Origin of the sequence: Spongiibacter thalassae (assembly GCF_012272835.1) — a bacterium.
Taxonomy (GTDB): domain Bacteria; phylum Pseudomonadota; class Gammaproteobacteria; order Pseudomonadales; family Spongiibacteraceae; genus Spongiibacter; species Spongiibacter thalassae.
This window is the reverse complement of the sequence record NZ_JAAWWK010000004.1, coordinates 42,561-68,981: the sequence shown is the minus strand read 5'-3', so window position 1 is coordinate 68,981 and position 26,421 is coordinate 42,561. Positions and strand designations below refer to the sequence as shown.

Sequence of the window (26,421 nt, the reverse complement as noted above, 5' to 3'; positions counted from 1 at the left end):
ATTGCGGCATGGGGCGTTGCTAGTCTTGGTTATCGGTGCTGGTTACAGCAACAGTAATAGACCGCCCTCCTGTCAGGCCGCGGCAATTTTTGAGGAAATAACAATGAGTCAATGCCCCTTTGCCAATCTGTTGAGCCTGGATACCTACGCCAAGGGTATGCCCTACGAGGAGCTGGCGAAATTTCGTCGCGAAGGTTCGATGGTGTACATGGAAGATGCGGAAAACGGCGTGCCTTATTGGGCGGTGGTGAAGCGCGACGCGCTGGACTTCGTTTCCCAGAACCCTGACCTGTTTTCGTCCAACCTGAAGGGTGCCTTCCCTATGGAAGTCCCGGCGGGAGAAGAAGAGATTCAGGCGATTATGCAGGAAAACATCATTATTGCGATGGACCCTCCCAAGCATATGAAATACCGGAAAATTGTCCGTGATGCCTTCACCCCCAGAGCGGTCGCCGATATGGAGGCCTGGCTGCGCCAGAGTGCTCGCGCCATTATCGACCGGGTAGCAAGCCGTGGCGAATGCGAATTTGTTGAAGATGTTGCCGCTGAATTGCCGCTGATGGCGATTCTCGAGTTGCTCGGTGTGCCACAGGAAGATCGCAAACAGTTCTTCGAATGGACCAATGTGATGGCCTTTGCTGACGACCCGGACTTGGCGACCACCCGCGACGAAGCCAATGCGGTGAGCTTTGAAGTGATCGCCTACGCCGCTGAGTTGGCTGCCAAACAACGGGAAAACCCCACCAGCCCCGTCGTTGCAGCACTGCTGAACGGCGAAGTTGACGGCCAGCCTATGAACGAAGAAATGTTTGCATGGATGTTTATTCTGATTATGGTGGGCGGCAACGAAAGCACCCGAACCGCGACCGCCCACGGTATGCGCCTGCTGATGGAGCACCCCGACCAGCTGGAGCACCTGGTACAGCACCCCGAGGACATTCCCGATGCGGTTGAGGAAATGCTCCGTTACAACACCGCCTTTATCGCCATGCGCCGCACTGCGACCCAGGACATCGAGTGGAACGGTTACAAGATTAAAAAAGGTGACAAGGTGGTGCTGCACTACCATGCCGTCAACCACGACGAAGACGCCTACGGCGACGACGCCATGACCTTTGACATCCACCGCGCTAAGCGGCTGCCCAATATGCGCCGGGAAATTCGCTCATTCGGCATCGGCGAACACTTTTGCCTCGGTATGAACCTGGCAAGAATGGAACTGAAGATTATTTTTGAAGAACTGATTCCACGCCTGCGCAACCCGAAATTTGCCGGGGAAGTGACTTATATGCGTTCATTCTTTATCAACACCATCAAGTCGATGCCGATTACCTTCGACCCCGGATGAGTTGAACACCCGTTGCTTGCGTGAGCAGTGGGTGCCATGGTGATGGGGGGCTCTACCCCCGTTTTCCTGTCCGTCGCCGCAGCTGTTCCAGCTCATTTCGTTCGCCTGACCTCTTACAGCGTTCGAGTAGGGCTGGTGCCGGCGTGCTCCTCTTAAATGGCCCGCCTGAGAGGATTCGAAACTCAGACCTTTGCCTCCGAAGCACAATAAAATGCCTTTTCAAATCAACTGACTAATTCTAAATAATTTAATTCACGAATAATTTTTCCCAAAATCACCAGGGCAATGAGCGATAAAATTCGCGGACTACTTCGTAAGCCTCACTGAAAACCGGCAGCTCACCTTCTGTATCGTCGGCCAGGGTGTGGTACTCGTGCTCTGCCCGCCGTCGAAGCTCTTCGTTGTCCAGGGAGTCCATGTGAGGCTCAATATCTCTTGAACGGGCTTTGGTCATCAGCGAGGCTAATATTTGACCACGATCCTCGTCGTCAAAATTGGCAATCCCTGTCAGCACCAGGTGCAGATCGAAAATATCTTGCCGCCGGTAGCGGTTTCGAGACTCCTGCTGCAACAGAGAGCGCAACTTTTCAGCCACAAGGTCTATCAGTGAATAGGCCAATAGCTCGTCGCCGTTGAGAATTTTGAGGCTCTCGGGATTTGGCAGCTCTTCATTTAAGCTGTAGTCAATACCGATGACCGTAGGCGATTGCCCATTCATCAGTCGTCGATGCTTTGGGGTGCCCTGATACGCGTAGCCGATCTTGATGGACATCGACGGGTAAGACGGGTTCTTAACACCCTTGGGCTGTATGGTGAGGCGCTGTACTGCGCAGGCCACCCCGTAGTCCAATATCTCTGTGGCGAGCGCGAATCCGTCATTTAGCTGCCTCGACACGGCATCTTGATCAAGATCGGCCAGTGAATATGATGTCGAAACGTCAATGTCCTTGGTAAACCTACGGCTTTTGTAGCGAATCGCCATAAGAATGCCGCCTTTCAACACCATACAAACCCGAAGGTCTTGCTGGAGTGAGATGCCCTGCAAAATGGTGTGAACGGCCTGGCGAAACTCAAGGTTATCTGGAGTGGTAGCTGCCTCAACCCATTCGGAAATATTGTCGGTCTCTTCAATCCGGCTCAAGAGGTTGCTTCCGGCAAGTTGAGAGAGATACACCAGCGGTCAGACCACTCAGGAATATACTCTGCTGAGGGGTCAAGCTTCCGGGAGCCGCCTCGTTGGACAAACTCCGCCCAGGAATTGATTGTTGCATTGTCGTTCACGCCCAGGCGTTCCTGAAGCAGGTAGCCTGCGCGAACTTTATCAATCCCCTTCCCGTGGCGATCCACTTCGTCAGTTATCAGTCTCAGGTAGCGCAAGGCGTTCTCGTCAAACACGCGCAGAACATGACTCATGCCACCACAAAGCTCAGGATTCCGAAGCATGTCGAGAAACGTTCGACCGATTGTTGATACCCGTAACTGCCGGTTCGTCAGCTTCTTGAAGGCTCCAAGGTGTTTGGAGTGGAACCATTGAAGGCGAGTCTGCCCCAATCGATCAAAAGTGTACTTCCGCAGCGTGGGCATGCCTGCCTCAACATAATCCGGGAAGTCATCCCCCAGCTCTGCTTTCATGAAGTGCTCGGCGGCGACTTTCCAGTCAGCTGGCGCGGGTCTGGAAAAATGCAAGCTGCTAGGTATGCGGTCTGTCAGGCCGTGAAACGACATGGCGCTCAAATGGGATAGGTAGCAAAAAGGGTCGATTGAACAGGCAGCATCCTCAGGAGATTCAGGCTGCTTGCCCAAGAGGGTATAAGTTGAGCCAGGAAACTGCCGGGGGGGTTCGATCACCCCCAAATCCAATAGCTCACGAGTGATTCGACCTAGATCAGCTGAATCTGGTCGATCTTTTTGCAAGCTCGCGATTGGCTCACCCCGATAGCTCTTGTGCTTGTAGAGCCCATAGAGAATCCGCCCCAAATCGTAGGGAGTTGCTACAGGCTTTTCCAAGTCGCCTATTGATAAAGTTACAGCGCGTATTAATTTCATTGAAGATGCTGGAGGTATATATGTCCTTAGGACATATATACCTCCAGAGGAATAAAGTCAAGAAATTGCGGCGTTGACAAAACCATTAAAAATACTCTACCATCCGTCCTTAGGACGGATGGTAGAGTATTGAAGTTGCTTTTTTCAGGCAGCCTCAAAGAAAACGCTCCACTCCAGCAAAGTTTTCTTTTGAGAAAGCGGCACATTCGGGCATCGTCGCTAACCTGTTGATTTTTAGTTGATGTTAATAAGTAACACCTTTTGCAAATGCCCGGGTAACTCACACAATCTCTTGATATATGCGACTTTGTGACTATAGGGTGTGAAGAAGCGTTCTCCGGGCCAAGTTACTAAGAACGATTGACCACCACTCCAGAACAGAGCGATACCTGCAAATGCTACCCCGGCGAAGCCAAATATTAGGCTGAGGTACTCTCTCATCTTGTGACAGACGCTAAATTGTATGGGATTTCAGGATGACAAGAGCAATGCTTATGCACCCGCCAAGAACAAAACAATACAAAGTCCATGTAAATCAAGCTCCATGCTGCCTTGAATAATAAACCGCACTTGATAGCCTAGCCTTAAATGTATAGCTCATCAAACCAATAGTTATCGGAGCTTCTCGGCTAAACCCTCCGCTTTTGGATGCGTATGCCGCATCGGCTTCGCCAAATCTTTGTGCCCCGTAATTGCGGTTACTTCCATTATCCCAAGCCCCAGCTAACACAGACGGTTCGTCGCCTCATGCCTCAGGTTGTGGAAGCGTAGGTCTTCAGTCCCCGCCTTTTTGTAAACCCGATCACGCGCCTGCGTAATTGAATCGCTGTGGATAGGGTATACCCTGCCGGAAATATGACGCGGCTCTTTTGCGAGGATTGATACTACCCTGCTGGACATAGGAATTGTCCGATCCTCACCATTCTTCGTATCTCTCGGCGTAGCTGTACTTCCTTTCCAGCCGTATCGCCACTGACCGTTTGCGCCCGAAAATCCCGATACTCTTGGATTGTACCAGGCGTGACCGCCGCTAACGTCAGGTGCCCCAAGTGGCGATCTAGCCGCTTCAACCGACAATTAATCGATTCGACCGATTTTTTGGTGGGGGCCACTTCTTTGCCGTACTGGGCGATGGCCTCGGCAATGGTTGTCGCTTTGGTCTGGTTGGTAGGCAGGAATCCCCCTGATCCATCTCGGACTGGACGAGGCGCGCCCACTGTTTGGCAAGGGTTAGGTTTGCAAAGGTTTTGGATTGGGGCTCATAGCCCTTTCTGCGAAGTATGGCTTGAACCTTATTGCCGGCTCGCTTGGTGAAAGTGGCCACTTTCTCACCCTGATTTCTGTCCTTGAAATCCTGAGTGCCCCAGAATTGTCTCAAAAGCGCAATTTTCAGGGTTTCGAGCTATTTTAGGGTTTCGCTAGTATCTATTTGTTTTTATTGTATTTTATCGGCATAAAATGGCCCGCCCGAGAGGATTCGAACCTCTGACCTTTGCCTCCGGAGGGCAACGCTCTATCCAGCTGAGCTACGGGCGGTTTTGGGACGCGCAACTATAGCAAAGGGATGTAAGGGACTCAATTGGCTTGGGTCATTTATCGACGGTTTCTTGTTCAACATCAGTGCTGGCTATTGGCAAGCCTTGTTCTCGTCATGCAGCCACCGCTTGCCATCAACGTAGAGATGGCTCTTGGCGAAGTCCCATCGTAGTTGGTAGGTACTTACTGCGCCGCTCTGATTATGCAGGTGTAATTGGCCGTGTTCGCCGGCACCTGTGGCCCGCCATTTCCCGGTATAGTGACTTTGGGCCGCGCCGGAGGCGCCTCCTCCCCAGCCGCCGCCGTTAAAGCTGCGGTAGTAGCCGCCATCGCTGCACAGCCAGATATGTTGCTCCTCGGTGTAGCCGGAGCCGCTAAAGAAACGCACGATGTGTTTGCCTTTCAGGTAGTCGGCCCAAAGGTCTTTGCTCGTCTCCTGAGTGACGGTCTTGCTGGTGGTCGGAGAGGTGTGTCGCTTATTGAAGGTGACGCTGTTTGCGGCGGCTTGCAGGGACGGTTTTAGCGCCGCTAAATCTGTGACGGGGGCGATGAGAAATAGCGCAATGCTTGTGCCGTTGTGGTCGGTTTGCGCATGGCCAAGGGCGCTCAGGTGGGATTGGTAGGGAATGCGGTAGCTGGCCGATAGCTCTCCACTCCTGGCTTGGGTAACTTGCCCTTCAAGGTGCAGTTGCAGCCCTGAATCCAGCGGGACAGGCCCCTGCATGGTTTCAAGGGCCTTGGCCTGATTCATGGTGTCGGCGAAAACCAAAAGCATTGCGCCGCCGCTGAGGGGTTCCATGTGCAGGGCTTCGCCGTCGGGGGAAAGGGCGGCGCGCCAGCCCTCCGGTATGTTCAAGGAGACGCCGAGGCTGGTTATGGTCAGGGTGGTGCCGCTGGAGTATATCTGCCCGGGCTGAGGCTCCAGTGTCCACGCGGAGGAGGGCTGGAGTGTCAGCGTTATCCATGCTACCAGCAGGGTGAGTGTTCTTGTCGCATCCATTGCGGTGCCTCCTGGCGTTGTTATAGCGCACATTATATGCAGGACTCGCCAGAGAGGTACATTCCTCCGCGCTGCCTTATAGCCGCATCGACGCTTTTCGACTATTTTCGCCGCCAAATTCGGTACTACTTCATAAATTTATTAAATTGTGACTATAGGCTGCGGCTATTGGTGTAAGTTCAAGATGTGAATCTATATTCACTTTGTCGTCCGCTGTGTTCGATTTTTGAGTGGTCATGGTGGAAGGCACCTCCAGGCAGTGCGGTTTACTGCCCAAATAATTGATAAAAAGGGGAAAACTCTATGAAGAAGCTGTCTTCAGTGCGGCGAGCACTGGGCGTACTATTGTTGATGGTCGCGGGAGATGCCCTTGCGGCACCCTGTTTGATATTTGTCCATGGCAAGCAGACCGACACAAATACCTACACTTCTTATACCGCTGCCCGAAATTACTGGGTGAATGGCTCCGATGATTTTGTGCGCACGGCCACCAAGAATTATCAGGCGTCATATTATGTGGTGGGCTACAACGGTACCAAGCCCTATTGGGAGGCCGAGTCGGCGGGCGAAGTCGCCAATGAAATCGTCAACGCGACCAATGGCGGTAGCGACGGCGGCGGTAATAGCTGTGCTCAAACCTATGCCCAGGGCGGCACTTTCTGGATCGTGGCCCACAGCATGGGTGGTGTCATCACCGACTATATTCTGGGTAACAACGATAGCTCAGATCCCAATTACAACTACAACGGTCCCTACGATTTGGTCGCCAGCCGCGTAAGCATGGCAATTACGACCGGTGGTGCTCACCGTGGCTCTGAAGGGGCGGACGCGGTATGCGGGCAGTCCAGCGGCGGCTGCAACTGGTTTGCAGGCTGGATTCAGAGTTGTGACGATGCGACCTGGTGGCTGCGTAGTTCTAACGACGTCCAGGTGCGTACCTACGCTTCGGCACCGGCGAAGAATATCTACCTGACTGGCGGCTATGAGGCCATATTTGGCGCAAGCGCCTGCTTGAGCGGTGAGGACGACGGGGTGGTGCAGTATGCTTCTATTTTTGCCTGTGACGGCAGTGCCGGTGCCAGCTATAACAACAGCAACGCCTGCGGCAACAACTACAAGCAGGAAGTCTCCGGGTTCTTCAATCTCGACGCTGCTCATGAAAACCACGGCGATGAGCGCGACGACAGCGATTCTGACACCCGTCGCCAGATTCCCGATGGTATCTGGACGTGCAGCGGAACGAGCTGTGCGCCTAACACCCAGGTGCAAAGCTCCATGACCACCGCGAAATTCATCAGCATTCTTTACTAAGTCAGCGATTGGAGAACCACAACAATGAACAAAACGACGAAAATTTCGCTGCTCAGTGGCGCTTTAATGACTGTGCTGTCCGGGCCGTTGTTTGCGCAATCCGCTGCAGTGCCCAACCTCGCGGAAAAGGCCGCCGCCAGCTATCGAGACATGGCCCGCTACCCGGAGTGGTCGCAGCCATTGCTTACCGAAGTAGACCCGCTGATATCCGAGCGCGAACCCGCGCGGGTAAGTCAGGGTGGGGGCGATGGCCCCATGCTGACGGTGTGGGCCGATGCCAGCCGCTACGAGGCGGGTGACATCGTTACCCTTCAGGCTCAGCTGAGTTCGGCGGTATTGCCGTTGAACCATGATAACTGGACGGTGGAGGCGGAGCTGATGCCCTCGGCTGACGCGGTGATTGCTTCACTGCCGTTAAAGGACGATGGTCGAGGCGGTGATGTCACTGCCGGCGATGGCATTTACACCGGACAGCTGGTGATCAGTGAAGACTGGCAACCCGAGCTAGGTGCCGCTCGCAATATGGGTCTGAAGGTCGCCGCCACCGACGGTAAAATTCGCCGTGGCACAATGACCGGCTTTCTGCTGAGTCGCCCGGCGGCGCAATTGACCGGTAATTATCGCGACAGCCTGGCCGATGGCAACCTGCGCATTGGCGCCAAGGTGCGGGTGGAAAAGGCGGGTCGCTTCCATCTGTCGGGGGTGCTGGCAGGACTGGATTCGCAGCCTGTAGCCTTTGCCCAGCAGAGCTTTGAGCTGGAGCCGGGCGAGCACTGGATCAATCTGGAGTTTTACGGGTTGATCCTCCGCGAACTGGGGGCGACCGGCCCTCTGCAACTGCGTTCTGTGACATTGGGCACCACTGGAAGCATGCCTAATGCGCTGGGGGCCGTGGAAAGCAACGTGCTGATTACCGCGCCCTACTTACCTACCCAGTTCACCGCAAAACCCTTTGGTCGCAAGGACTTGCTGGAAATGGCTGGCCGGCTGGATGGCATTGTCGCCGAGTAAGGGTTGATTCCTCTCCACACAGGGCCGCGCTCAGCGCGGCCTTTTTTTCGCGGTAAAAAATGGCAAAAATGCCTCAGGGCCTAAGGCAGTGGAGTAATGGGGGGCTTCCCGTTATAATGCGCGCCAGAATTTTAGGCTGAGCGGCCGCTATTTTCGAGAGGGCGAAAAACAGTGATGAATCAAATGGTTAAAAAGCTGATTGTGGTAGTGGCGCTGATGGCAGGTATGTCTGCCTGGGCACTGACTGACAAGCAGCGTGCTGAGGTCGAGTCGCGTATCAGTGCCGAAGGCCAGGTGTGTTTGCAGGGTGACAACAGCTGTGGGTCAGCAATGGCGGCAGCAGGTGGTGAACCAAAATCCGGCAAGCAAGTGTATGAAAGCAGCTGTCAGGGCTGTCACGGCGTAGGCGCCGGCGGCGCACCGAAACTGGGCGATAAGGCTGACTGGGCCGAGCGCACCAAGAAAGGCATGGATCAGGTCTATGCCAACGCAATCAACGGTTTCAGCAATATCGGCATGATGCCCGCCAAGGGCCTGTGCATGAGCTGCTCCGACGAAGAAGTCAACGCAGCTGTGGACTACATGGTTGAAAACAGCAAGTAACACGCTGTAACGCTGTCGAATGCCGCGCTTGTCGCGGCATTTTTGTTTCTGCTCCCTCTCTTCGTCGCCCCCTGTAACCCATTCCCCGGTGCGGCCACTGCGGCACAAAAAGATCCTTACGTACAATTGCTACGTAGATATGCCATAGTGAGTACGTTACATTAATTGGCAATTTGCAGCGGGTATCGGTTCAATGAAGTCCCTTCTATTAGTGAGTCTGGCACTGTGCCTGGTCGCCTGTGGTGGTTCCAGCAACTCCAGCACAACCAAGTCTTCACACAGCGACACGCCAGTGACCCCGGCCGATGGCGGCTCACCCGGTGGGGCGTCCAACGACTTTGGCGACCCCGTTAACAGCCAGATTCGCCCCGGTGTGCGGGTGAGTGCCGACGGCTCCGGTTGTACCAGTAATTTTCTCTACAAACTTAATGATACAACCGTGTATCTGGGCGTGGCTGCTCACTGTTTCAGCCCCGATACCAACCAGAATATCGATCCCTGCGAAACCAATAATCTGCCTATAGGATTCAGCCAAATTACCATCGAAAATGCGAGCAAGCCGGGAGTGCTGGTGTACACCAGTTGGCGGGCGATGCAAGAGGTTGGCGAAGAGCCGGGTGGCGAGACCTGCCGGCTGAATGACTTTGCTCTGGTTCAGTTAAACGTGGCGGATATCGCCAATATTCATCCGGCGGTGCGTGCCTTCGGCGGGCCGCGATCACTGGCGACCAATGTCGTACCCACGGGTACGGTAATACATTTGTACGGTCGTTCCTCCAACCATGGCGGCAACCGCAACCTGGAAACCATGACAGGTGAAGTGGTCAGTGTCTCTCCGGAGCGCTGGTCCTATGACGTGGTGACAGATACACCTGCGGTACCCGGTGACAGCGGAGGCCCGGTGCTCGACGGCGCAGGGCGAGCGCTGGCGGTGACCAGTGTGTTAACGGCGGGGGTGTCGATCAATCCCTTGCGCAACGGTGTGGTCAACCTGAACAAGGCGCTGAACTACGCCAAACAGCACGGCTTTATTCAGCAAGGGGTCACATTGATGGCCTATGACGAGTTTTCGGCGGCGGGTGATCTGTAAGGCCTGAAGGGCGCGTTAGCTCAGCATATCCCGCAGGCTGGCCAGGGTTTCACCGCCGCGCTTCTGGTTTTGCGCGGGGTCGGCGCCGGCCTTGCCCTCCCACTCAACATCTTCCTGTGGCAGCTCCTCAAGAAAGCGGCTGGGTTCACAGGTGGTGAATTCCCCGAAGCTCTTGCGTTTGGCGCAATAGGTCATGGTCAGGCTGCGCTGGGCTCGGGTGATGCCAACGTAGCAGAGGCGGCGCTCCTCCTCGACCATATCATCGTCAATACTGTTCTGGTGGGGGAGCAATCCCTCCTCCAGCCCGATCATAAACACATGGGGGAATTCGAGCCCCTTTGCGGCATGCAGGGTCATCAGCTGCACCTGGTCGGCGGATTCTTCTTCGTTCTCCTGGCGTTCCAGCAGGTCGCGTAATACCAGTCGGCTGATCGCCTCCTCAAAACTCTCGTCGCGCTCCTCGTCGTTGAGCATTTTTTCCAGCGATTCAATCAGCGTGTTGACGTTGGCCATGCGCCGCTCGGCGACGGCGACCGATGAGCTGTTTTGAATCAACCAGTCGAGGTAATTAATGTCGTTGCACAGTTGGCGTACTGCGGCTATGGCGTCATCTTCGTAGCAGCGTCGGCGCAGGCCATCCAGCCAGCGGGTAAATTCCTGCAGACGGGCGAGGGCGGCTTCGGGCATGCGCTGGGCCAGGCCCATTTCCTCACAGGCCTTATACAGGCTGATTTCCCGCTCGGTGGCATAGCTGCCCAGAATTTCCAGTGTCGAGGTGCCCAGTTTTCGGCGGGGAACGTTAACGATGCGCAGAAAGGCGTTGTCGTCGTCCTGATTAATAATCAGCCGCAGGTAGGCCATGATGTCCTTGATCTCATTGCGCCCGAAAAACGAGGTGCCGCCACTGAGTTTGTAAGGAATCTGGTGGGCCTGTAATTTCAGCTCCAGCAGACGGGACTGGTGGTTGCCCCGGTAGAGCACCGCATAGTTACCGAAGCGCCCGCCGGTGCGCAGTTTGTGGTCGAGAATCTCGGTGACCACCCGCTCGTTCTCGGCGTCTTCGTTGCGACAGCGAATGATGCGGATCGGGTCGCCCATGCCCAGTTCTGACCACAGTGCCTTTTCGAGGTCGTGGGGGTTGTTGGCGATAACGGTGTTGGCCGCCTTGAGAATCCGCGCGGTCGAGCGGTAGTTCTGCTCCAGCTTGACCACTTTCAGGTGGGGGTAGTCTTTGCCCAGCAGTGCCAGGTTTTCCGGCTTGGCGCCCCGCCAGGCGTAGATAGACTGGTCGTCGTCGCCCACCACCGTCAGCCCGCCGCGATTGCCAATCAGCTGTTTGACCAATTTGTACTGGGCGGTATTGGTGTCCTGATATTCATCCACCAGCATGTAGCGGATCTTGTGCTGCCACTTGTCGAGAATCTCCGGGTGATTTTCAAATAGCAGGGCCGGCAGCAGAATCAGGTCGTCGAAATCGAGGGCGTTATAGGCTTTCAGTGCCTTTTGATAGCGCAGGTAGGCTTGGGAACAGAGGATGTCGGCGGGGGTTTCCGCTTCCTGCACCGCCTGTTCCGGCAGAATAAATTCGTTTTTCCAGTGGGAAATGCGGTGCTGAATCTTATCGGCCTGGTCGCCATCGCTACCGTGTTCCTGAATCAGCAGGTCGCGGATCAGCGCCTGGGCATCCTGGGCGTCAAAAATGGAAAACCCGGATTTGTACTTCAGCGCCGCGTACTCCCGGCGCAGAATATTCATGCCCAGGTTATGAAAGGTCGACACCGTCAGGCCGCGGGCTTCCTTGCCCTTTACCAGTGCGCTGACCCGCTCCTTCATCTCCCGGGCCGCTTTGTTGGTAAAGGTCACCGCGGCGATATGGCGTGCGGGTATGCCGCATTTTTCAATCAGGTAGGCCATTTTGCGGGTGATTACACTGGTCTTGCCACTGCCAGCACCGGCCAACACCAGCATGGGGCCGTCGATATAAAGCACCGCTTCGCGCTGTCGGTCGTTCAGTTTGCTCACAAGGGGCCTGCGGGGTGATGGGGATTTCGGGGCGGCAAATTGTACCAGTCGCAGCGGCTAAACAGAACTTGACCCGCAAATAGACAAATAAAGTGTGCCGAATTTTTCGGCGCTTGAGCTAGTCTAAAGGGGAAGCGATCACACAGGTAGTCAAACAGTGAAAATCCCGGAGACCCTTTCATCTATTGCCCCCTTTGACTGGCACGCTATTGGTTCGGCGGTGCTGTGCGGCGCAATCATCGGCCTTGAGCGCCAGCTGCGGGGCAAGCCCGTGGGCATTCGTACCTCGTCGCTGATCGTGCTCGGCACCTATGTGTTTATCGTCATTTCCATGGAGGTCAGCAACGCGGCGGCAGACCCCTCGCGCATTATTGGTCAGGTGGTTACCGGCGTCGGCTTTCTGGGAGCTGGCGTAATGCTTGCAAAAGACGGTGTAGTAGTGGGGGTGACCTCGGCGGCGACCATCTGGGTGCTGGCGGCCATTGGCTGCTGTATTCCGGTGGTTGGCGGGACTGTGGCGATAAAACTGTCCCTGCTGGTGGTGGCAATTCTATGTGGGGTTGATCTGCTGGAAGAGTATTCCACCACTTTTTCCCGTGGTGTGCACGGCCGCTATAGTGACTGGAGGGGCAAGAACTAGCGCCGCGGAGCAATAGCCACCAGAGCAAGAAACAATGGCGCTGTCGCTACCTACTGCGAATTTGATCGTCTGACCATCAACTGCGAGCGCGGCAGCCAGTGAGCTGCGCCAGGAGGCCAAAGCATTATGCTCCCCACGACACCCAAGCCCATGCACCCCAGGGTTATCGAGGTCACCGAACGTATTGCCGATCGCAGTCGCAGCAGTCGCGCCGCCTACCTCGATAAAATTCGCCGTGCTCGCCAGCCGGGTGTGTCTCGTCAGCATTTGTCCTGCGGCAATCTCGCCCATGGTTTTGCCGCCTCAGATGCCCACGACAAGTCGATGCTGGCGGTGGATCGCGCGGCCAACTTCGCCATTGTGTCGTCCTATAACGACATGCTGTCCGCCCATCAGCCCCTGCAAGACTACCCTGCAATTATCAAGCGCGCGGCGCGCGAGATCGGAGCGGTGGCTCAGTTTGCCGGAGGGGTGCCGGCGATGTGTGACGGAGTGACCCAGGGGCGCGAGGGGATGGAGCTGTCGTTGTTCAGTCGCGATACCATCGCAATGGCCACTGCGGTCGCTATGTCCCACGATATGTTTGACGGCATGCTCTGTCTGGGGGTGTGTGACAAAATTGTGCCGGGCCTGTTGATCGGAGCCTTGTCCTTTGGTCATTTGCCCTGTGTGTTTGTGCCTGCCGGGCCGATGCTCAGCGGCCTGTCGAACGCGGAAAAGGTGCGTGTGCGGCAACTCTACGCCGAGGGCAAGGTCGGGCGCGATGCCCTGCTGGAGGCGGAAAGCCAGTCCTACCACAGCCCGGGCACCTGCACCTTTTACGGCACGGCGAACAGCAACCAGATGCTGGTCGAAATAATGGGGCTGCAGCTGCCCGGCAGTTCATTTATCAACCCCGGCACGCCACTGCGGGAGGCGCTTACCGTGGCAGCGGTAGAGCAGCTTGACCGAATATCAACCCTGTCTCCCGGCTACCAGCCTCTGGGGGAAATTATCGACGAAAAAGCCATCGTCAACGGTATTATCGGTTTACTGGCCACGGGGGGCTCAACCAATCACACCATCCACCTGATCGCCATTGCCAGAGCGGCGGGCATCGTTATCGACTGGCAGGACATGGCGGATTTGTCCGATGTTGTGCCCCTGCTGTGCCGGATTTACCCCAATGGTAGTGCCGACGTAAACCATTTTCAGGCGGCCGGGGGCATGGCCTTGTTGATTCGCGAACTGCTGGACAACGGCCTGCTGCACAACGAGGTGCAGACGATTCTCGGCGAGGGTGGGATGCGTCGATTCTGTGAGGAACCCCATCTCGAACAGGGGCGAGCACGCTGGCGCGCTGGCGTGGAGTCGAGCCTGGACGGCGACATTATCAGCACCTGCGCTGCGCCGTTCAGCCGCGAGGGTGGTCTGAAACTATTGCGTGGCAACCTTGGTCGGGCGGTGATTAAAACCTCGGCGGTCAAACCGGAATACCGCAGGGTGTGCGCGCCGGCGGTGGTGTTTGAGCATCAGGATGAAATCAAACAGCGCTTTGATGCCGGTGAGCTGGAGCGGGACTTTATTGCGGTGGTGCGCTTTCAGGGGCCAAAGGCTAACGGCATGCCCGAGCTGCACAAGTTGACCCCGGTACTGGGGGTGTTGCAGGACCGGGGCTTTCACGTTGCGCTGGTCACCGATGGCCGAATGTCCGGGGCCTCGGGTAAGGTGCCCGCTGCGATCCACCTCAGCCCGGAAGCGCTTGATGGTGGTCCGATGGCGTGTATACAGGACGGCGACATGCTGGAGCTGGATGCTGACAAGGGGGTATTGCGGACCCTCAACGTCGAGGCCTTGAACCGAGCGGCGGCGGTATTCTCCGGCTCCGGTCAGCAAGGTATGGGGCGAGAGCTGTTTAGCGGTTTTCGGCAGTTGGTCACCAGCGCGGAGGAGGGGGCAACGGTCTTCCCCCTGGCTACGCAGTAGCGGCCCATGTCAGCTACAACCGGGAGGAAACCTATGGCAGAACCCTTTGATATCGTGATTTTCGGCGGTTCCGGCGACCTGGCCTTTCGCAAGATCGTGCCCGCGCTCTACCGTGCCTTTGGTGAGGCAAAACTGCCTGAGGGTTCGCGGGTGGTGCCCTGCTATCGCGGCGCGCTGACGGCCAGCGAATACATTGCCGAGGCAGATGCTGCGCTGCGCGAACATTTGTTGGAGGGGGAGTACGATCAGGCTCAGGCCAGCGAGTTCAGTAGCTACCTTACTCCGTGCGCACTGGATATCAAAACCGCCGATGCGCGCTGGCAGACCCTGGCAGATTTGCTGAATACCGCAGCTGATCGGGTGAGGGTGTTTTATCTTGCCATTCCTCCGGCGATCTTTGGCGTGTGCTGTCAGCACCTGTCTGAATATGGACTCGTTTCAGCCAACAGCCGTCTGGTGGTGGAAAAACCCCTTGGCTATAACGCGGCCTCCGCGAATGCCATCAACGATGAAATCGCGCGTTACTTCGATGAAACGGCGATCTATCGCATCGACCATTATCTGGGTAAGGAGACGGTGCAGAACCTGATGGCGCTGCGCTTTACCAATGTGATTTTCGAGCAGTTGTGGGACGCTAAATCCATCGATCACGTGCAGATCAGTATATCTGAAACCGTGGGCCTTGAAGGCCGCGCCGGGTTTTATAACGAGGCCGGTGCGCTGCGGGATATGGTGCAGAATCACCTGCTGCAACTGTTGTGTCTGGTGGCGATGGAGTCTCCCCACAAAATGAAGGCGAGCAGCATTCGCGCGGAAAAGGTAAAAGTACTCGAAGCCTTGCGCCCCATGGTGGGGGATGAGGTGTTCAAGCATACCGTTCGGGGGCAGTATGTGGCGGGCAACCACAATGGCAAGCTGGTGCCGGGGTATCTGGAAGAACTGGGGGAGCCCAACTCCTCCACCGAAACCTTTGTGGCCCTGCGCGCCTATGTGGATAACTGGCGTTGGGCGCGGGTGCCGTTTTATCTGCGTACCGGCAAGCGCATGAAGCAGCGCAGCGCCGAAATAGTGATTCAGTTCAAAGGGGTGTCACATCGGGTCTACGAGCCGTCGGCGGGGCCCTTATTGCCGAACCGCCTGGTGATTCGCCTGCAGCCGGAGGAGACCATACAGCTGATAATGATGTCCAAGGACTTGAATACTCTGGACATGCAATTGCAGCCCGCCAGCCTCAACCTGAATTTTTCCGAAAGCTATAAACACGTCAAAAGTGATGCCTATAAGCGCCTGATCCTCGACGCGGTCGCGGCGAATTCCAGCTTGTTTATCCACCGCGATGAAGTGGCCAACGCCTGGGCATGGATCGACCCGATTATCGAAGCCTGGCAGCAGGCCAGTCAGCCACCCCATCTGTATCGGGCCGGAACCTGGGGGCCAGATGAATCCGACGAGCTGCTGGCGGAGGACGGTTTTTCCTGGTTTAACAGTGGCGAGGCGTTGAAATGACAATAACCGAGCAGTTTTTTGCCGATCGTGATGCCATGTTCCAGACCCTGTCGCAAAGCGCAGAGGTACTGCTCAGGGAGGCGTTGAGCAGTGGCTTGCACGCGAGTTTATTGGTGTCGGGAGGCTCGACCCCGGAGCCCCTGTACCGCTCGCTGTCGGCGCTGCCTCTTGATTGGGAAAAGGTGGATGTCGGCCTGGTAGACGAGCGCTGGGTTGCGCCTGACCACCCCGCCAGTAACGAGGCCTTTATTCGTCGTAGCCTGTTGAAGAACAGGGCGGCCACAGCGCGATTTATCGGTATGAAAAATTCGGCGGTCTCGGCGCTGCTTGGCCAACCTGCCTGTAATGAAGCCTACTTCGACCTTAAGCTACCCTACGATCTGACCATACTGGGCATGGGGAGTGATGGCCACACGGCATCCCTGTTTCCCTTCGCTGAAGGCCTGGACACCGCCCTCGACCTCGACAATAGGGCGTTCTGCGCCCCGATTATGGCTCAGCCCAGTGAGGTAACCGGCGACAATCTTGAGCGTATGAGCCTGACGCTGTCGGCACTGCTGCAGTCGCGTCAAATCTGGTTGCTACTGACCGGTGACGACAAGCGTGAGGTTTACGAACGGGCCAAGCTCAACGACAACCGCAGGGCAGTGCCGGTCAGCGCCCTGCTTCACCAGGAGAGAGTCTCCGTTAGTGTATTTTGGGCGCCCTGAGCAGGAGTAACCTATGTGGAATATGGAAAGAGTGATGAGCGCCAGTCCGGTTATACCGGTGATTGTGATCGACGATCTCGACGACGCCGTGCCCATTGCCGAGGCACTGTTGGATGGCGGACTGCATGTGCTGGAGATCACCCTGCGCACGGAGTTTGGTCTGGCCGCCATCAGCATTATCAACCAGACCTTTCCCGAGGCGATTATCGCCGCCGGAACGGTGACGACCCCGGAGGAGGTCGTTAATGCCCAGGCGGCGGGGGCGGAATTTCTGGTCAGCCCCGGGTGCACGCCGCGCCTGCTGGACGCGGCCATTGCGGCGAACCTGCCGTTGCTGCCCGGTGTCAATACCCCCAGCGAGGCTATGTTGTTACGCGAGCGGGGGGTCAAGTATATGAAGTTTTTTCCTGCCGAAGCTGCGGGGGGCGTAGCCATGCTCAAGTCGATGGCCGGGCCCCTGCCCGAGCTGCGCTTTTGTCCGACCGGGGGAGTTAATCTGGATAACGCAGCGGACTATCTCGGCCTGCCCAATGTGCTCTGTGTGGGCGGCAGTTGGATGCTCGACAAAACGGCGATTCGGGAAAAGGACTGGGGGGCGGTCGCAGCGCTGGCTCAGCAGGCGGCGAAACTGGGTAAACGGTGACCGCTATAGACGCAAATACAGGCGCGAAGCTGGTCGCGGATATTGGCGGTACCCACGCGCGGTTTGCCTATTTTGTCGGCGACCAGGGGCCGTTACAGGGGCTTGAAAAATACCGCTGCGACCGCTTTGCAGACCTTGCCGACGCGCTGCGTACCTACATGGCTCAGCATCAATTATTGCGCTTTACCCGAATCTGTCTGGCGGTGGCAGGGCCGGTTGAGCAGAGTGATATTCGCCTGCCGAACAGCACCTGGCGGGTAAATCCGTCGATGCTCAGCCGTGAGTTGACGATTCCGGTGGAGGTTATCAACGATTTCAGTGCGCAGGTGCTCAGTATTGACGGGCTCGGCCCTGATCAATTTCTATGGGTTGGCGATGTTCGCCCCACGATCGTGCGCAGATACCCCCTTGCGGTGCTCGGTGCGGGTACCGGCCTCGGAGTGGCAGCACTCACTCCGGACGGGTACATTCTGCCCTCCGAGGGTGGCCACGTGAGCTTTGCGCCTGCCAATGGCCATCAGGCTCAACTGCTCGAGCAGTTGTGGCAACGCTTTCCCCGTGTGTCCGCAGAGCGACTGCTGTCTGGCATGGGACTTGCGAATTTGTATTGGGCAAATTGCCGATTGGCCGGGGTGCAGGGCGAACTGAGTGCGGCGGAGGTGACGGCCGGGGCGCGAGCGGGGGACCCGCACTGTTTGCGCGCCGTTGCCGACTTCAGTGCGGTAATGGGCGCAGTGGCGGGGGATGCGGCACTGACGTTCGGCGCCTTGGACGGCGTTTATCTCTCCGGGGGCATTTTGCCGCAGATGCTTGATATACTCGACATTAAAGCGCTGTATCGCGGCTTTACCGCCAAGGGGCGCTTTCAGGCTTACTGCGAAAAAATACCCCTTGCGGTAGTGTTGGCTGAGGAACCGGGGCTGATCGGCTGCGCCCGGGCACTGAGCCGTAATTCAATGGCGTAGCGAAAAATCCATCGGCAGGGCACTGAGCGACGTAAAACCCGAGTGCGGATTTGCGAGGCGCGGCTATGGAGCGCCGGAACGCACGAAAAATGAAAATGCCGAGGAATAACGGCTTAAGCACGGACACGCGGCGTGACAGGGCTGCGGAATATAAACAAGGACATCATAATGACGATGGCGAATCTCACTGATTCCACGGTTTGGCAACAGCTTGCCGCCCATCAGCAGGAACTGGCAACACGTACGATGACGGCAATGTTCGCCGAAGACGCGACACGCTTCGACCGTTTTTCCTTACAGGCCTGTGGCCTGTTCCTCGACTACTCGAAAAACCGGTTGGATGAGCGGGGACTGTCGTTGTTGCTGGAACTGGCCCGGAGGACCGGGCTCGAAGCGGGCAGAGATGCCATGTTCGCCGGAGAGGAAATCAACTGCACCGAAAAGCGGGCAGTCTTGCATACCGCCTTGCGCAATGTTTCCGGAAACCCGGTGCGGGTCAATGGCCACGATGTGATGCCTGAGGTGCGTGACGTATTGGCGCGCATGGGGGTGTTCTGCAACGCCGTGCGCAGTGGCGAGTGGCGCGGTCACACCGGCAAGGCAATACGCAGCGTGGTGAATATCGGCATTGGCGGTTCCGACCTCGGCCCGGTCATGGTCACCCGGGCGCTGCAGGCCTACCAGTCGCCAGAGCTGAGCAGCTATTTTATTTCCAATATCGACGGCGCCCACAGCAAGGATATTCTAGCGACCCTCGACCCCGAGACAACGCTGTTCGTCGTCGCCTCGAAAACCTTTACCACCCAGGAAACCCTGACCAATGCCAGAACAGCCCGGCGTTGGTTGTTGGCGGCCTTAAAGGATCAGAGCGCAGTGGCCAGCCATTTTGTTGCGGTGAGCAGCAAGCCTGAGTTGGCGGCGGAATTTGGCATTGATCCGCAGAATGTATTCGGCTTTTGGGACTGGGTTGGTGGGCGCTACTCACTGTGGTCGGCGGTGGGGCTACCGATTGCCCTGGCGGTGGGAATGGATAATTTTACCGCCCTGTTGCAGGGTGCCCACGACATGGATGAGCATTTTCGCACTGCCCCTCTTGAGGAAAACATGCCGGTGCTAATGGCCTTGCTGGGTATTTGGTACCGCAATTTCTTCGGTGCCAACAGCTACGCGATTCTGCCCTACAGCCAACGCCTTGACCGACTGCCTGCCTTTTTGCAGCAGCTCGATATGGAAAGCAATGGTAAATCGGTGCAGCGGGATGGTCGCCCTTGCGATTATGCCACCGGGCCGATTATCTGGGGCGAGCCGGGCACCAATGGCCAACACGCTTTTTACCAGTTGCTGCACCAGAGTCAGGAATTGATTCCCTGCGACTTCCTCGTGGCCGCCCGTGCGGACGACCTCGACCCCGAGCACCATAATATTCTGTTGGCCAATGTCATTGCCCAGAGCGAAGCGTTAATGACCGGTAAATCCGATGAGCAGCTCAGGGCTGAGTTGCAAAGTGCCGGCATCGAAGGAGCGGAACAGGAACGCCTTTTCGCCCATAAAAGCTTTCCCGGCAATCGTCCGAGTAATACCCTGGTCTATGCCTCACTGACTCCCGGAGTACTGGGGAGTCTTATCGCCCTGTACGAGCACAAAGTATTTTGTCAGGGGCATATCTGGAACATCAATTCCTTCGACCAATGGGGTGTGGAGCTGGGTAAGCAGCTGGCATCGCTTATTTTGCCGGAGTTGGCCCCAGGGGCGCCGGTGGGCTGCCACGATGGCTCCACCCAAGGCCTGCTGGCCCTGGTGAAGAGTTTATCGAAGTGAGTGAGCGGGGGGTTACTGGCCCTCCGCTGAAAAATGCTCAAACACCTGTTGCCCGGTCAGCTTTTCGGTCTGGTTGCTAAATTCGTAGTAGGACGGCTTTTCGTCGATGAAAACCTCTGTAGCCAGCTCAAAGCCCTGATCCTGGAACAGGCCTGCGGGTAGAATATAGTCGTTGTTCGGAAGCAAGTGGTAAAACAAGTGGGTGCCGCAGTTAGGGCAAAAACCCCGTTCAGCCCAGTCTGATGAGCTGTACCGAGTGGGAGTGCTTCCGTGAAAGTTTACGTCTGCGCCGCAATGGACCGCGAACATTGGCCCACCAGACCAGCGCCGACACATCGAACAATGGCAAAGGGCCAGATCGGGGGTGTCAGCCGCTTCGACTTCAATATTCCCACACAGACATTTTCCTTTCATGGCTCTCTCCTTGAATGAACATGGGCGAATTACGGTTCGCCGGGTGGCAATGGGTATAGCGTACGCCTTGTTTCCATGTCGTCAAGGTTAACGTGGGGCTCGCCCATATTTGTGTCGGTCGCCTTGCGACCGGGATGTGCTTTCACGGACATCACGCGATCTCCAGATCCCGGTCAATGGCGTTCTCCACATCGCGGTAACTCACCTGGGTGGTGTTGAAGTTGAGATCGACAAATAATCGGCAGTAGTAGTCGCCGTGGCGCCAGGCCATGGCGACGCTGCTGTCGTTGGAATAATTCAATTCAAAGTGGCCATCGAAGGCCGGGTAGCTGCAACGAAAACGCATCAGGGTAAGTAGTCGCTGTACTACCGGGGTTTGCACCGCGTCGGCGACCTCCTGCAAGCTGTAATAGTGACGGTTGATGTCGCGCAGTTCGCCGGTTGCGGCCATAAGTTCGTTGTCGTTACAGCCAGCCAGCAAGCCCACGTAGTACACCTGGGGAATACCGGGGGCGAAAAACTGTATGGCGCGGGCGGCGATATAGGCATCGTCGTTTTGCATCAATGCGTCGTAGAAGGTGCAGGTGAGTTGGTAAATGGCGCCGACACTGTGAATATTTGCCGCCGAACGCCGCAGTATCGGATCGGCACTGCGGGCGTCGATATTGTCGATCAGTATGCGAATCCGGTCGTCGGGTAAGACGCCCTCGACATCGGGAATACAAATGCCATCGTGGGTGTCGAGTACGGTCACCATATTGCGCGGACACATACGCAGCCAGTTTTTCAAATAGACACTGTTGGCATCGAGTAGGGAGTACAGCAGGAGCGGCGGCAGGGCGAAGCCGTAGCAATACATATTGCGTCGGCTGATGGCGTATTGATAGCTGGTGTGGTCGTGAACTTCGGGCAAACACTCGGCACCGTATTTAAAGGCGACTTCGTTGATCCACTCCAGATTTCGATACACCTGAGGCTCGACCAGAAAGCAGCTGGTGCCAATTTCCTTGGTGGTATACCCAAAAGCGTCCAGGCGCAGCAACTTTACCCCGTGGCTGGTTAGCGTGCGTATATAACTTTCAAGCAAAGTGTAGGTTAGCGGTGAGTCGTAATTCAGGTCGATCTGGTTTTCGGTAAAGGTGCACCACACACGGCAACTGCCGCCGCTGGCAAAGTTGACGGTGCGGAAGGGTTCCTTCTCCTTGCGGATATGGATCTTTGCCATGTTGTCGGGGCTGATGTCGCCAAACCTGTCAACGTTGACGAATAGGTCGGCGTATTCCGAAGCAAAGCCCTTGGCGACGAAGTCGCTAAACTCCGGGGACGCATCGGAGATATGGTTCACGGTGAGGTCGGCGCAAATATCATACTTCGCGGCGATGCGTTCGATGTCATCCCAGTCGCCGTAAACGGGATCGACTTCGTGGTGAGTCAGCGGTGAAAAACCCGCGTCGGCGTTTGACGGGTAGAAGGGCAAAATATGCACACCGCCCACGGCGTCGTGAAAATGAGTTTCGAGCACGGTGTAAAGATCCGCCAGATTGTCGCCGAGGCGGTTGGGATAACAGATAAGCTGAATAGTGTTACGCAGTGACATAGTGGCCTCTTTGATGGTGTTGGCAAGGGGCTGTGGCAAGCCCCTTGTCGATACTGTGGCAGGAGCCTGCTCGATCCCCGCGTAGCTTAAGCAACCTGTTTGTTGTTCGTGGCCGCTGGACTGGTGGCGGCGTCGAGGCCATCGGCACAGCGCTGTACCGAGTCGAGAAAGTCGTTGGCCCAATAGGCGATGTCATAGCGTTTTACGATGTCGAAACCCTCGGCCAGTCGGCTTCTGGCCTCATCGCGGCTTATCGACAGCGCGAAATAGCAGGTGTTGGCCAGTTCCCGTGGGTCGTGGGGGTTGGCCAAAATCGCGCCGCGAAGCTCTGCGGCGGCACCGGCGAATTCCGAGAGCACCAACACACCGCACCCCTGGGTAAGGCCCTGTGTGGCGATGTACTCCTTGGCGACCAGATTAAGACCATCCCGCAGGGGGGTAATCCACATCACGTCAGCCATGGCGTAATACGTGACCAGATCATTAAAGGGCAGGGCGCGAAAGAAGAATTGCACTGGCGTCCAGCCCATGGTGGCAAAACGTCCATTGATGCGCCCAACCGTCTGTTCGATCTGCACCTGTAGCTCTTCGTAGATCGTCATGCCCCGGGCGGCGGGAACGCAGATCATCATCAGCGTCACCTTCTCCCTTAATTCGCCGTGGTCGGTGAGCAGGCGTTCAAAGGCCCCCAGCTTTTCCAGTATGCCCTTGGTGAAGTCGAGTCGCTCCACTGACAACACCAGTCGCTTGCCTTGCAGCTCGTTGCGCAGGGTGGACATGCGCTGCTGTGCATCGGGTTGGCCCAATACGTTTTCGACGCGCTGAATGTCCAAGCCGACCGGATGGGCACCGAGGCCGATAATGCGGTCGTTGACCTTGATCCGGGTCGACATTTCGTCGAGACCAACGGCGCAGCCGTAGGTGAAAAAGCGCGGTGCGCAGTTCATGCGCTCCACGATTTCAATGGGCATGACACCCCGGGCAACATCGACAAAATTCTCTGCCTGCCGCGGTATATGAAAGCCAATGTAGTCACATTGCAGCAGGCTGCCGACGATTTCCCGTCGCCAGGGCAGTACATTGAACACATCCGCTGAGGGGAAGTAGGTGTGGTGGAAAAAGGCGATGGTGACGTCGGGGCGAAGCTCGCGCAAATAAGCGGGCACCATCCACAGGTTGTAATCGTGGATCCATACCGTGGCACTCTCGGCGGCTTCTGCGGCGGTGCGTTCGGCGAATTTGCGATTCACCTCCAGAAACACTTCCCAGTGTTCTTCGTGAAAGGTTGCCCGCTCCCAAAAGGTATGCAGTGTCGGCCAGAAGGCTTCCTTGGAAAATTTCTTGTAGAAAATATCCACCTCAGTGGCAGAGAGTGGCACCCGTGCGGCGCTCAAATTGGGGTAGGCATCGCGGTCAACGTCGGTGTGTATTTCAAAGCTGTCTTCGTCAGCATCGTGTTGTGACCAGGCTACCCAGGAGCCCTTTTGGTTGTCAGCGAAAAAACTCAGCAGGGTTGGAATGATGCCGTTGGGGGACCGGGGGCGCCGCCGCCGAATGATGCCCTTGTCGTCGTATTCTTCATAGGGCAGGCGGTGGTATACAATCACCAGGTCGGACTTGCCGGTTTCACTGGCTTCACCTATTTCATTGGCGATGCTGACGGGGCCGAGATAGCCGAAATAGGAAATCGCTTCGAGAATGCCACTGCAACCCGGGCCAGTGGCATGATAGGTGCGGGGCAAGTCGGTAGTGGCGGAAAGTAGCAGCGATTCCGACTCACCCACGCATACGCCGTTAAAATTCTGCTGGAACATGGACAGGTCGTTGAGGGTGTCGCCGGCGACCAGTACCCGTTCGCGCTCGATGTTCAGAAAGTCGACCAGGGCGGTGAGTGTTCGGCCTTTGTTGATGCCCCTGGGCAGCACGTCCAGGTAATGCCCTGCGGAGTAAAGCAGGTCGCAATCGAGATTTTCGACAATGGCGCGTACCTCGTTGGTAACCGCGCCGGGATCACAGAAATAGGAACAACGCCGCTCCTGAGGCACCTCTTGCCGGGAAATATTCGGAATATGTTGCAGGGCTTTTTCTACTACATGTTCACCCGGCCAGCGTTTATCTATGGCAGTGTGCAGTGTGTGGATGGGCTGCAGGCTTTCGCCATCGACAACGGTGCAGCCCACGTCGCAAATGATATAGCTTGGTTTGGGAATAGAGGGGTCGGAGAGCAGTGGCATTACCGACTCCAATCCCCTGCCGGTGACAAATACCAGATCGATTTCCGGGTGCGAGGCGATAAGTTGATACAGTGTGGCGCGGCTGTCGGCGTCCCCTGCGAGAAAAGTACCATCGAGATCGGTGGCGAGTAACATTCATGGCTCCCTGTGGTGATGTGAGCCTCCGGCACAGCGTGATAGCACCAGCCGGATGGCCCTTGATTCTGCGAGATCCAGTGACCCTGACCCAGCAGGGCCACGCTCGCATTGCCAATCAACCACTTCGGAGTGAAGGTTTAGCGTACCGTCCAGGAAACAGCACATGCACTGAAGTGCCTGTTGACGTTTTTTTTCCTGTACTCGAGTGAACGCAAGATGTGTACCAGTGATATTCATCGGCGCGCCAGGGGAGAAAGCACGTGTTGGCCTGTCCTTGTGCACAGCTTTGAGGCCAGTTATTGCCTGATGCACTAAAATGGCGAGAGGGCAGGGTTCACCATGAGGGCAAGCAATAATGAGAAGAAGTGTGGTTGGGTTGGTGTCACTGTTGTTGGCGGGGTGCCTGGGTATGCCTGAGGGTGTCACCCCGGTGAAGGGCTTCGATATTCATCGCTATATGGGCAAGTGGTATGAAATCGCCCGGTTGGATCACTCCTTCGAGCGGGGGCTTGAGCAGGTAACGGCCGAATACACGCTGGGCAGCGGCGGGAGGGTTGAGGTAGTGAATCGCGGCTATTCTGCGGCGGACCAGCAGTGGCAAAGTGCCGAGGGCAAGGCCTTTTTGGTTGATAAGGCCGACGAGGGATATTTGAAAGTGTCCTTCTTCGGCCCGTTCTATGGTTCCTATGTTGTGTTTGAGCTGGAGCGGGAGAACTACGACTACGCTTTTGTCTCCGGGCCAAACACAAATTATTTGTGGCTGTTGTCGCGTACGCCGAGTGTGCCGCCGGAGGTGATCGAACGGTTCAGGATGTCGGCGGGGGAGCTGGGCTTCGATACACGGGGGTTGATTTTTGTCGAGCACAGCAACGCGGCCTTGCACTGACCCGCCGCGCTGCGCATTCATCTGCTAAATAACAGAGGGTCGTTAAATAAATTAGGATGAAAAATTCGTCGGCGGTATGGTGGCCAATGCCCCATTATCATTCGCAAAAGTATCGGGAGTGCTATGTCTGAAAAACGTGTGTTTATAACCGGTGGCGCCTCCGGGCTGGGCAAAGCCCTGGCGGAATGTTTCGCCAAAGAAGGTTACGCCGTATGTATCGGCGATATCAACGACGAGCGCGGCCTGGAGGCCGAAACGGAGTTGTTGCAACTCGGCAAAGCCAAGTATCTCCATTGCAATGTCCAGCAGGAGAGCGACCTGCAAAGTGCCGCTGACTGGCTTAAGCAGGAATGGGGGGGTGTCGATATTGTCATCAACAACGCGGGGGTGGCTACCGCGGGCACTATCGACGGCTTCTCTCTGGATGACTGGCAGTGGGTAATGGATATCAATGTGCTGGGGGTAGTGCGCGGCTGCAAGGTGTTCACCCCGTTATTACGGGAGCAGGGGGGTGGTCAGTTGGTGAATATCGCCTCGTTGGCGGGTTTGATCCATCCGCCAAAGATGTCTTCTTACTGCGCGACCAAGGCCGCAGTTGTGGCCTTGTCGGAAACCCTGAGCATTGAGCTGGATCGCGATAATATCGCTGTGTCGGTGGTCTGTCCGAGTTTTTTCCGCACGAATCTGGCGGAATCGGTGCGGGCTTCGGATGCCGGCAGCGAATTGATGACGCGCAAGCTGGTGAACAAGGCAAAGCTTGGCGCGGAGGAAATTGCTCGCAGAGTTTACAAGGGAGTGGTGCGCAGGGACTTTCATATTCTGCCCCACGCCGATAGTCGTCGGCTGTTTCGACTGAAGCGTTTGTTGCCGTTCCGGCACTATCGGGCACTGATGCTTAAACAGACACAGGGCATGATGCGCGACCGCAGTTGAGGCCG

Annotated in this window: 21 protein-coding genes and 1 tRNA gene; 14 read left to right on the top strand and 8 right to left on the bottom strand. The window is 56.5% G+C overall.

The window, feature by feature from the left end:
• The first annotated feature begins 103 nt into the window (after window positions 1–103).
• A complete protein-coding gene (locus HCU74_RS11580; protein ID WP_168450577.1) occupies window positions 104–1,348 on the top strand; it encodes a cytochrome P450 in 1,245 nt (414 codons plus the stop codon).
• Window positions 1,349–1,622: 274 nt separating this feature from the next.
• On the opposite strand, the gene HCU74_RS11575 is transcribed toward HCU74_RS11580, so the two are convergent.
• The 4 genes from HCU74_RS11575 to HCU74_RS11560 form a co-directional block, all read right to left on the bottom strand.
• Complete coding sequence (locus HCU74_RS11575; protein ID WP_168450576.1) at window positions 1,623–2,489, bottom strand: nucleotidyl transferase AbiEii/AbiGii toxin family protein; 867 nt, start codon at window positions 2,487–2,489, stop codon at window positions 1,623–1,625.
• Window positions 2,486–3,394, bottom strand: coding sequence for a type IV toxin-antitoxin system AbiEi family antitoxin domain-containing protein (locus HCU74_RS11570; protein WP_168450575.1), 909 nt, complete (start codon window positions 3,392–3,394; stop codon window positions 2,486–2,488). The genes HCU74_RS11575 and HCU74_RS11570 overlap by 4 nt, the downstream gene beginning before the upstream one ends.
• Before the next feature lie 1,459 nt (window positions 3,395–4,853).
• A tRNA-Arg gene (locus HCU74_RS11565) sits at window positions 4,854–4,930 on the bottom strand.
• A 91-nt stretch (window positions 4,931–5,021) separates the two neighbouring features.
• Window positions 5,022–5,930 carry a hypothetical protein gene (locus tag HCU74_RS11560; protein WP_168450574.1) on the bottom strand — a complete coding sequence of 303 codons (909 nt, stop codon included), beginning with the start codon at window positions 5,928–5,930 and terminating at the stop codon, window positions 5,022–5,024.
• A 303-nt stretch (window positions 5,931–6,233) separates the two neighbouring features.
• On the opposite strand from HCU74_RS11560, the gene HCU74_RS11555 reads away from it, so the two are divergent.
• From HCU74_RS11555 to HCU74_RS11540, 4 genes are all read left to right on the top strand, one after another.
• Window positions 6,234–7,241, top strand: coding sequence for a hypothetical protein (locus HCU74_RS11555; protein WP_168450573.1), 1,008 nt, complete (start codon window positions 6,234–6,236; stop codon window positions 7,239–7,241).
• A 24-nt stretch (window positions 7,242–7,265) separates the two neighbouring features.
• Window positions 7,266–8,252 carry a DUF4785 family immunoglobulin-like domain-containing protein gene (locus tag HCU74_RS11550; protein ID WP_168450572.1) on the top strand — a complete coding sequence of 329 codons (987 nt, stop codon included), beginning with the start codon at window positions 7,266–7,268 and terminating at the stop codon, window positions 8,250–8,252.
• Window positions 8,253–8,426: 174 nt separating this feature from the next.
• Entirely contained in the window at window positions 8,427–8,855 is a 429-nt protein-coding gene (locus HCU74_RS11545; RefSeq protein WP_345889687.1) for a c-type cytochrome, read from the top strand.
• A 193-nt stretch (window positions 8,856–9,048) separates the two neighbouring features.
• Window positions 9,049–9,945 (top strand): trypsin-like peptidase domain-containing protein, encoded by an 897-nt coding sequence (locus HCU74_RS11540; RefSeq protein ID WP_168450571.1) that lies wholly within the window; start codon window positions 9,049–9,051, stop codon window positions 9,943–9,945.
• Window positions 9,946–9,960: 15 nt separating this feature from the next.
• Here HCU74_RS11540 and rep read toward each other — a convergent pair whose 3' ends face one another.
• Complete coding sequence (gene rep / locus HCU74_RS11535; RefSeq protein WP_168450570.1) at window positions 9,961–11,967, bottom strand: DNA helicase Rep; 2,007 nt, start codon at window positions 11,965–11,967, stop codon at window positions 9,961–9,963.
• A 157-nt stretch (window positions 11,968–12,124) separates the two neighbouring features.
• On the opposite strand from rep, the gene HCU74_RS11530 reads away from it, so the two are divergent.
• The 7 genes from HCU74_RS11530 (at window position 12,125) to pgi (ending at window position 20,214) form a co-directional block, all read left to right on the top strand.
• On the top strand, window positions 12,125–12,607 hold the full coding sequence (locus HCU74_RS11530) for an MgtC/SapB family protein (protein WP_345889686.1): 483 nt from the start codon (window positions 12,125–12,127) through the stop codon (window positions 12,605–12,607).
• A gap of 126 nt (window positions 12,608–12,733) precedes the next feature.
• A complete protein-coding gene (gene edd / locus HCU74_RS11525; protein ID WP_246864616.1) occupies window positions 12,734–14,572 on the top strand; it encodes a phosphogluconate dehydratase in 1,839 nt (612 codons plus the stop codon).
• A gap of 33 nt (window positions 14,573–14,605) precedes the next feature.
• The gene (gene zwf / locus HCU74_RS11520) at window positions 14,606–16,078 is read left to right on the top strand and encodes a glucose-6-phosphate dehydrogenase (RefSeq protein WP_168450569.1); all 1,473 of its coding nucleotides are present in this window, start codon (window positions 14,606–14,608) and stop codon (window positions 16,076–16,078) included.
• Window positions 16,075–16,788, top strand: coding sequence for a 6-phosphogluconolactonase (gene pgl, locus HCU74_RS11515; RefSeq protein ID WP_168450568.1), 714 nt, complete (start codon window positions 16,075–16,077; stop codon window positions 16,786–16,788). Before zwf ends, pgl begins: the two co-directional genes overlap by 4 nt.
• Window positions 16,789–16,801: 13 nt before the next feature.
• Window positions 16,802–17,431: a bifunctional 4-hydroxy-2-oxoglutarate aldolase/2-dehydro-3-deoxy-phosphogluconate aldolase gene (locus tag HCU74_RS11510; protein ID WP_168450567.1), complete on the top strand. Its 630-nt coding sequence runs from the start codon at window positions 16,802–16,804 to the stop codon at window positions 17,429–17,431.
• Window positions 17,428–18,396: a glucokinase gene (gene glk, locus HCU74_RS11505; protein ID WP_345889685.1), complete on the top strand. Its 969-nt coding sequence runs from the start codon at window positions 17,428–17,430 to the stop codon at window positions 18,394–18,396. The genes HCU74_RS11510 and glk overlap by 4 nt, the downstream gene beginning before the upstream one ends.
• Before the next feature lie 174 nt (window positions 18,397–18,570).
• A complete protein-coding gene (pgi, locus tag HCU74_RS11500; RefSeq protein ID WP_168450922.1) occupies window positions 18,571–20,214 on the top strand; it encodes a glucose-6-phosphate isomerase in 1,644 nt (547 codons plus the stop codon).
• Between the two features lie 12 nt (window positions 20,215–20,226).
• Here pgi and HCU74_RS11495 read toward each other — a convergent pair whose 3' ends face one another.
• The 3 genes from HCU74_RS11495 to ggpS form a co-directional block, all read right to left on the bottom strand.
• On the bottom strand, window positions 20,227–20,628 hold the full coding sequence (locus HCU74_RS11495) for a GFA family protein (RefSeq protein WP_168450566.1): 402 nt from the start codon (window positions 20,626–20,628) through the stop codon (window positions 20,227–20,229).
• Between the two features lie 151 nt (window positions 20,629–20,779).
• On the bottom strand, window positions 20,780–22,225 hold the full coding sequence (gtfA, locus tag HCU74_RS11490; protein ID WP_168450565.1) for a sucrose phosphorylase: 1,446 nt from the start codon (window positions 22,223–22,225) through the stop codon (window positions 20,780–20,782).
• An 86-nt stretch (window positions 22,226–22,311) separates the two neighbouring features.
• A complete protein-coding gene (ggpS, locus tag HCU74_RS11485; RefSeq protein ID WP_168450564.1) occupies window positions 22,312–24,594 on the bottom strand; it encodes a glucosylglycerol-phosphate synthase in 2,283 nt (760 codons plus the stop codon).
• A 358-nt stretch (window positions 24,595–24,952) separates the two neighbouring features.
• Between ggpS and HCU74_RS11480 the strand changes: the two genes are divergently transcribed.
• Together HCU74_RS11480 and HCU74_RS11475 are read left to right on the top strand one after the other, a co-directional pair.
• Entirely contained in the window at window positions 24,953–25,483 is a 531-nt protein-coding gene (locus tag HCU74_RS11480) for a lipocalin family protein (protein WP_168450563.1), read from the top strand.
• Between the two features lie 123 nt (window positions 25,484–25,606).
• Entirely contained in the window at window positions 25,607–26,416 is an 810-nt protein-coding gene (locus tag HCU74_RS11475) for an SDR family oxidoreductase (RefSeq protein WP_168450562.1), read from the top strand.
• Window positions 26,417–26,421: the final 5 nt, after the last annotated feature.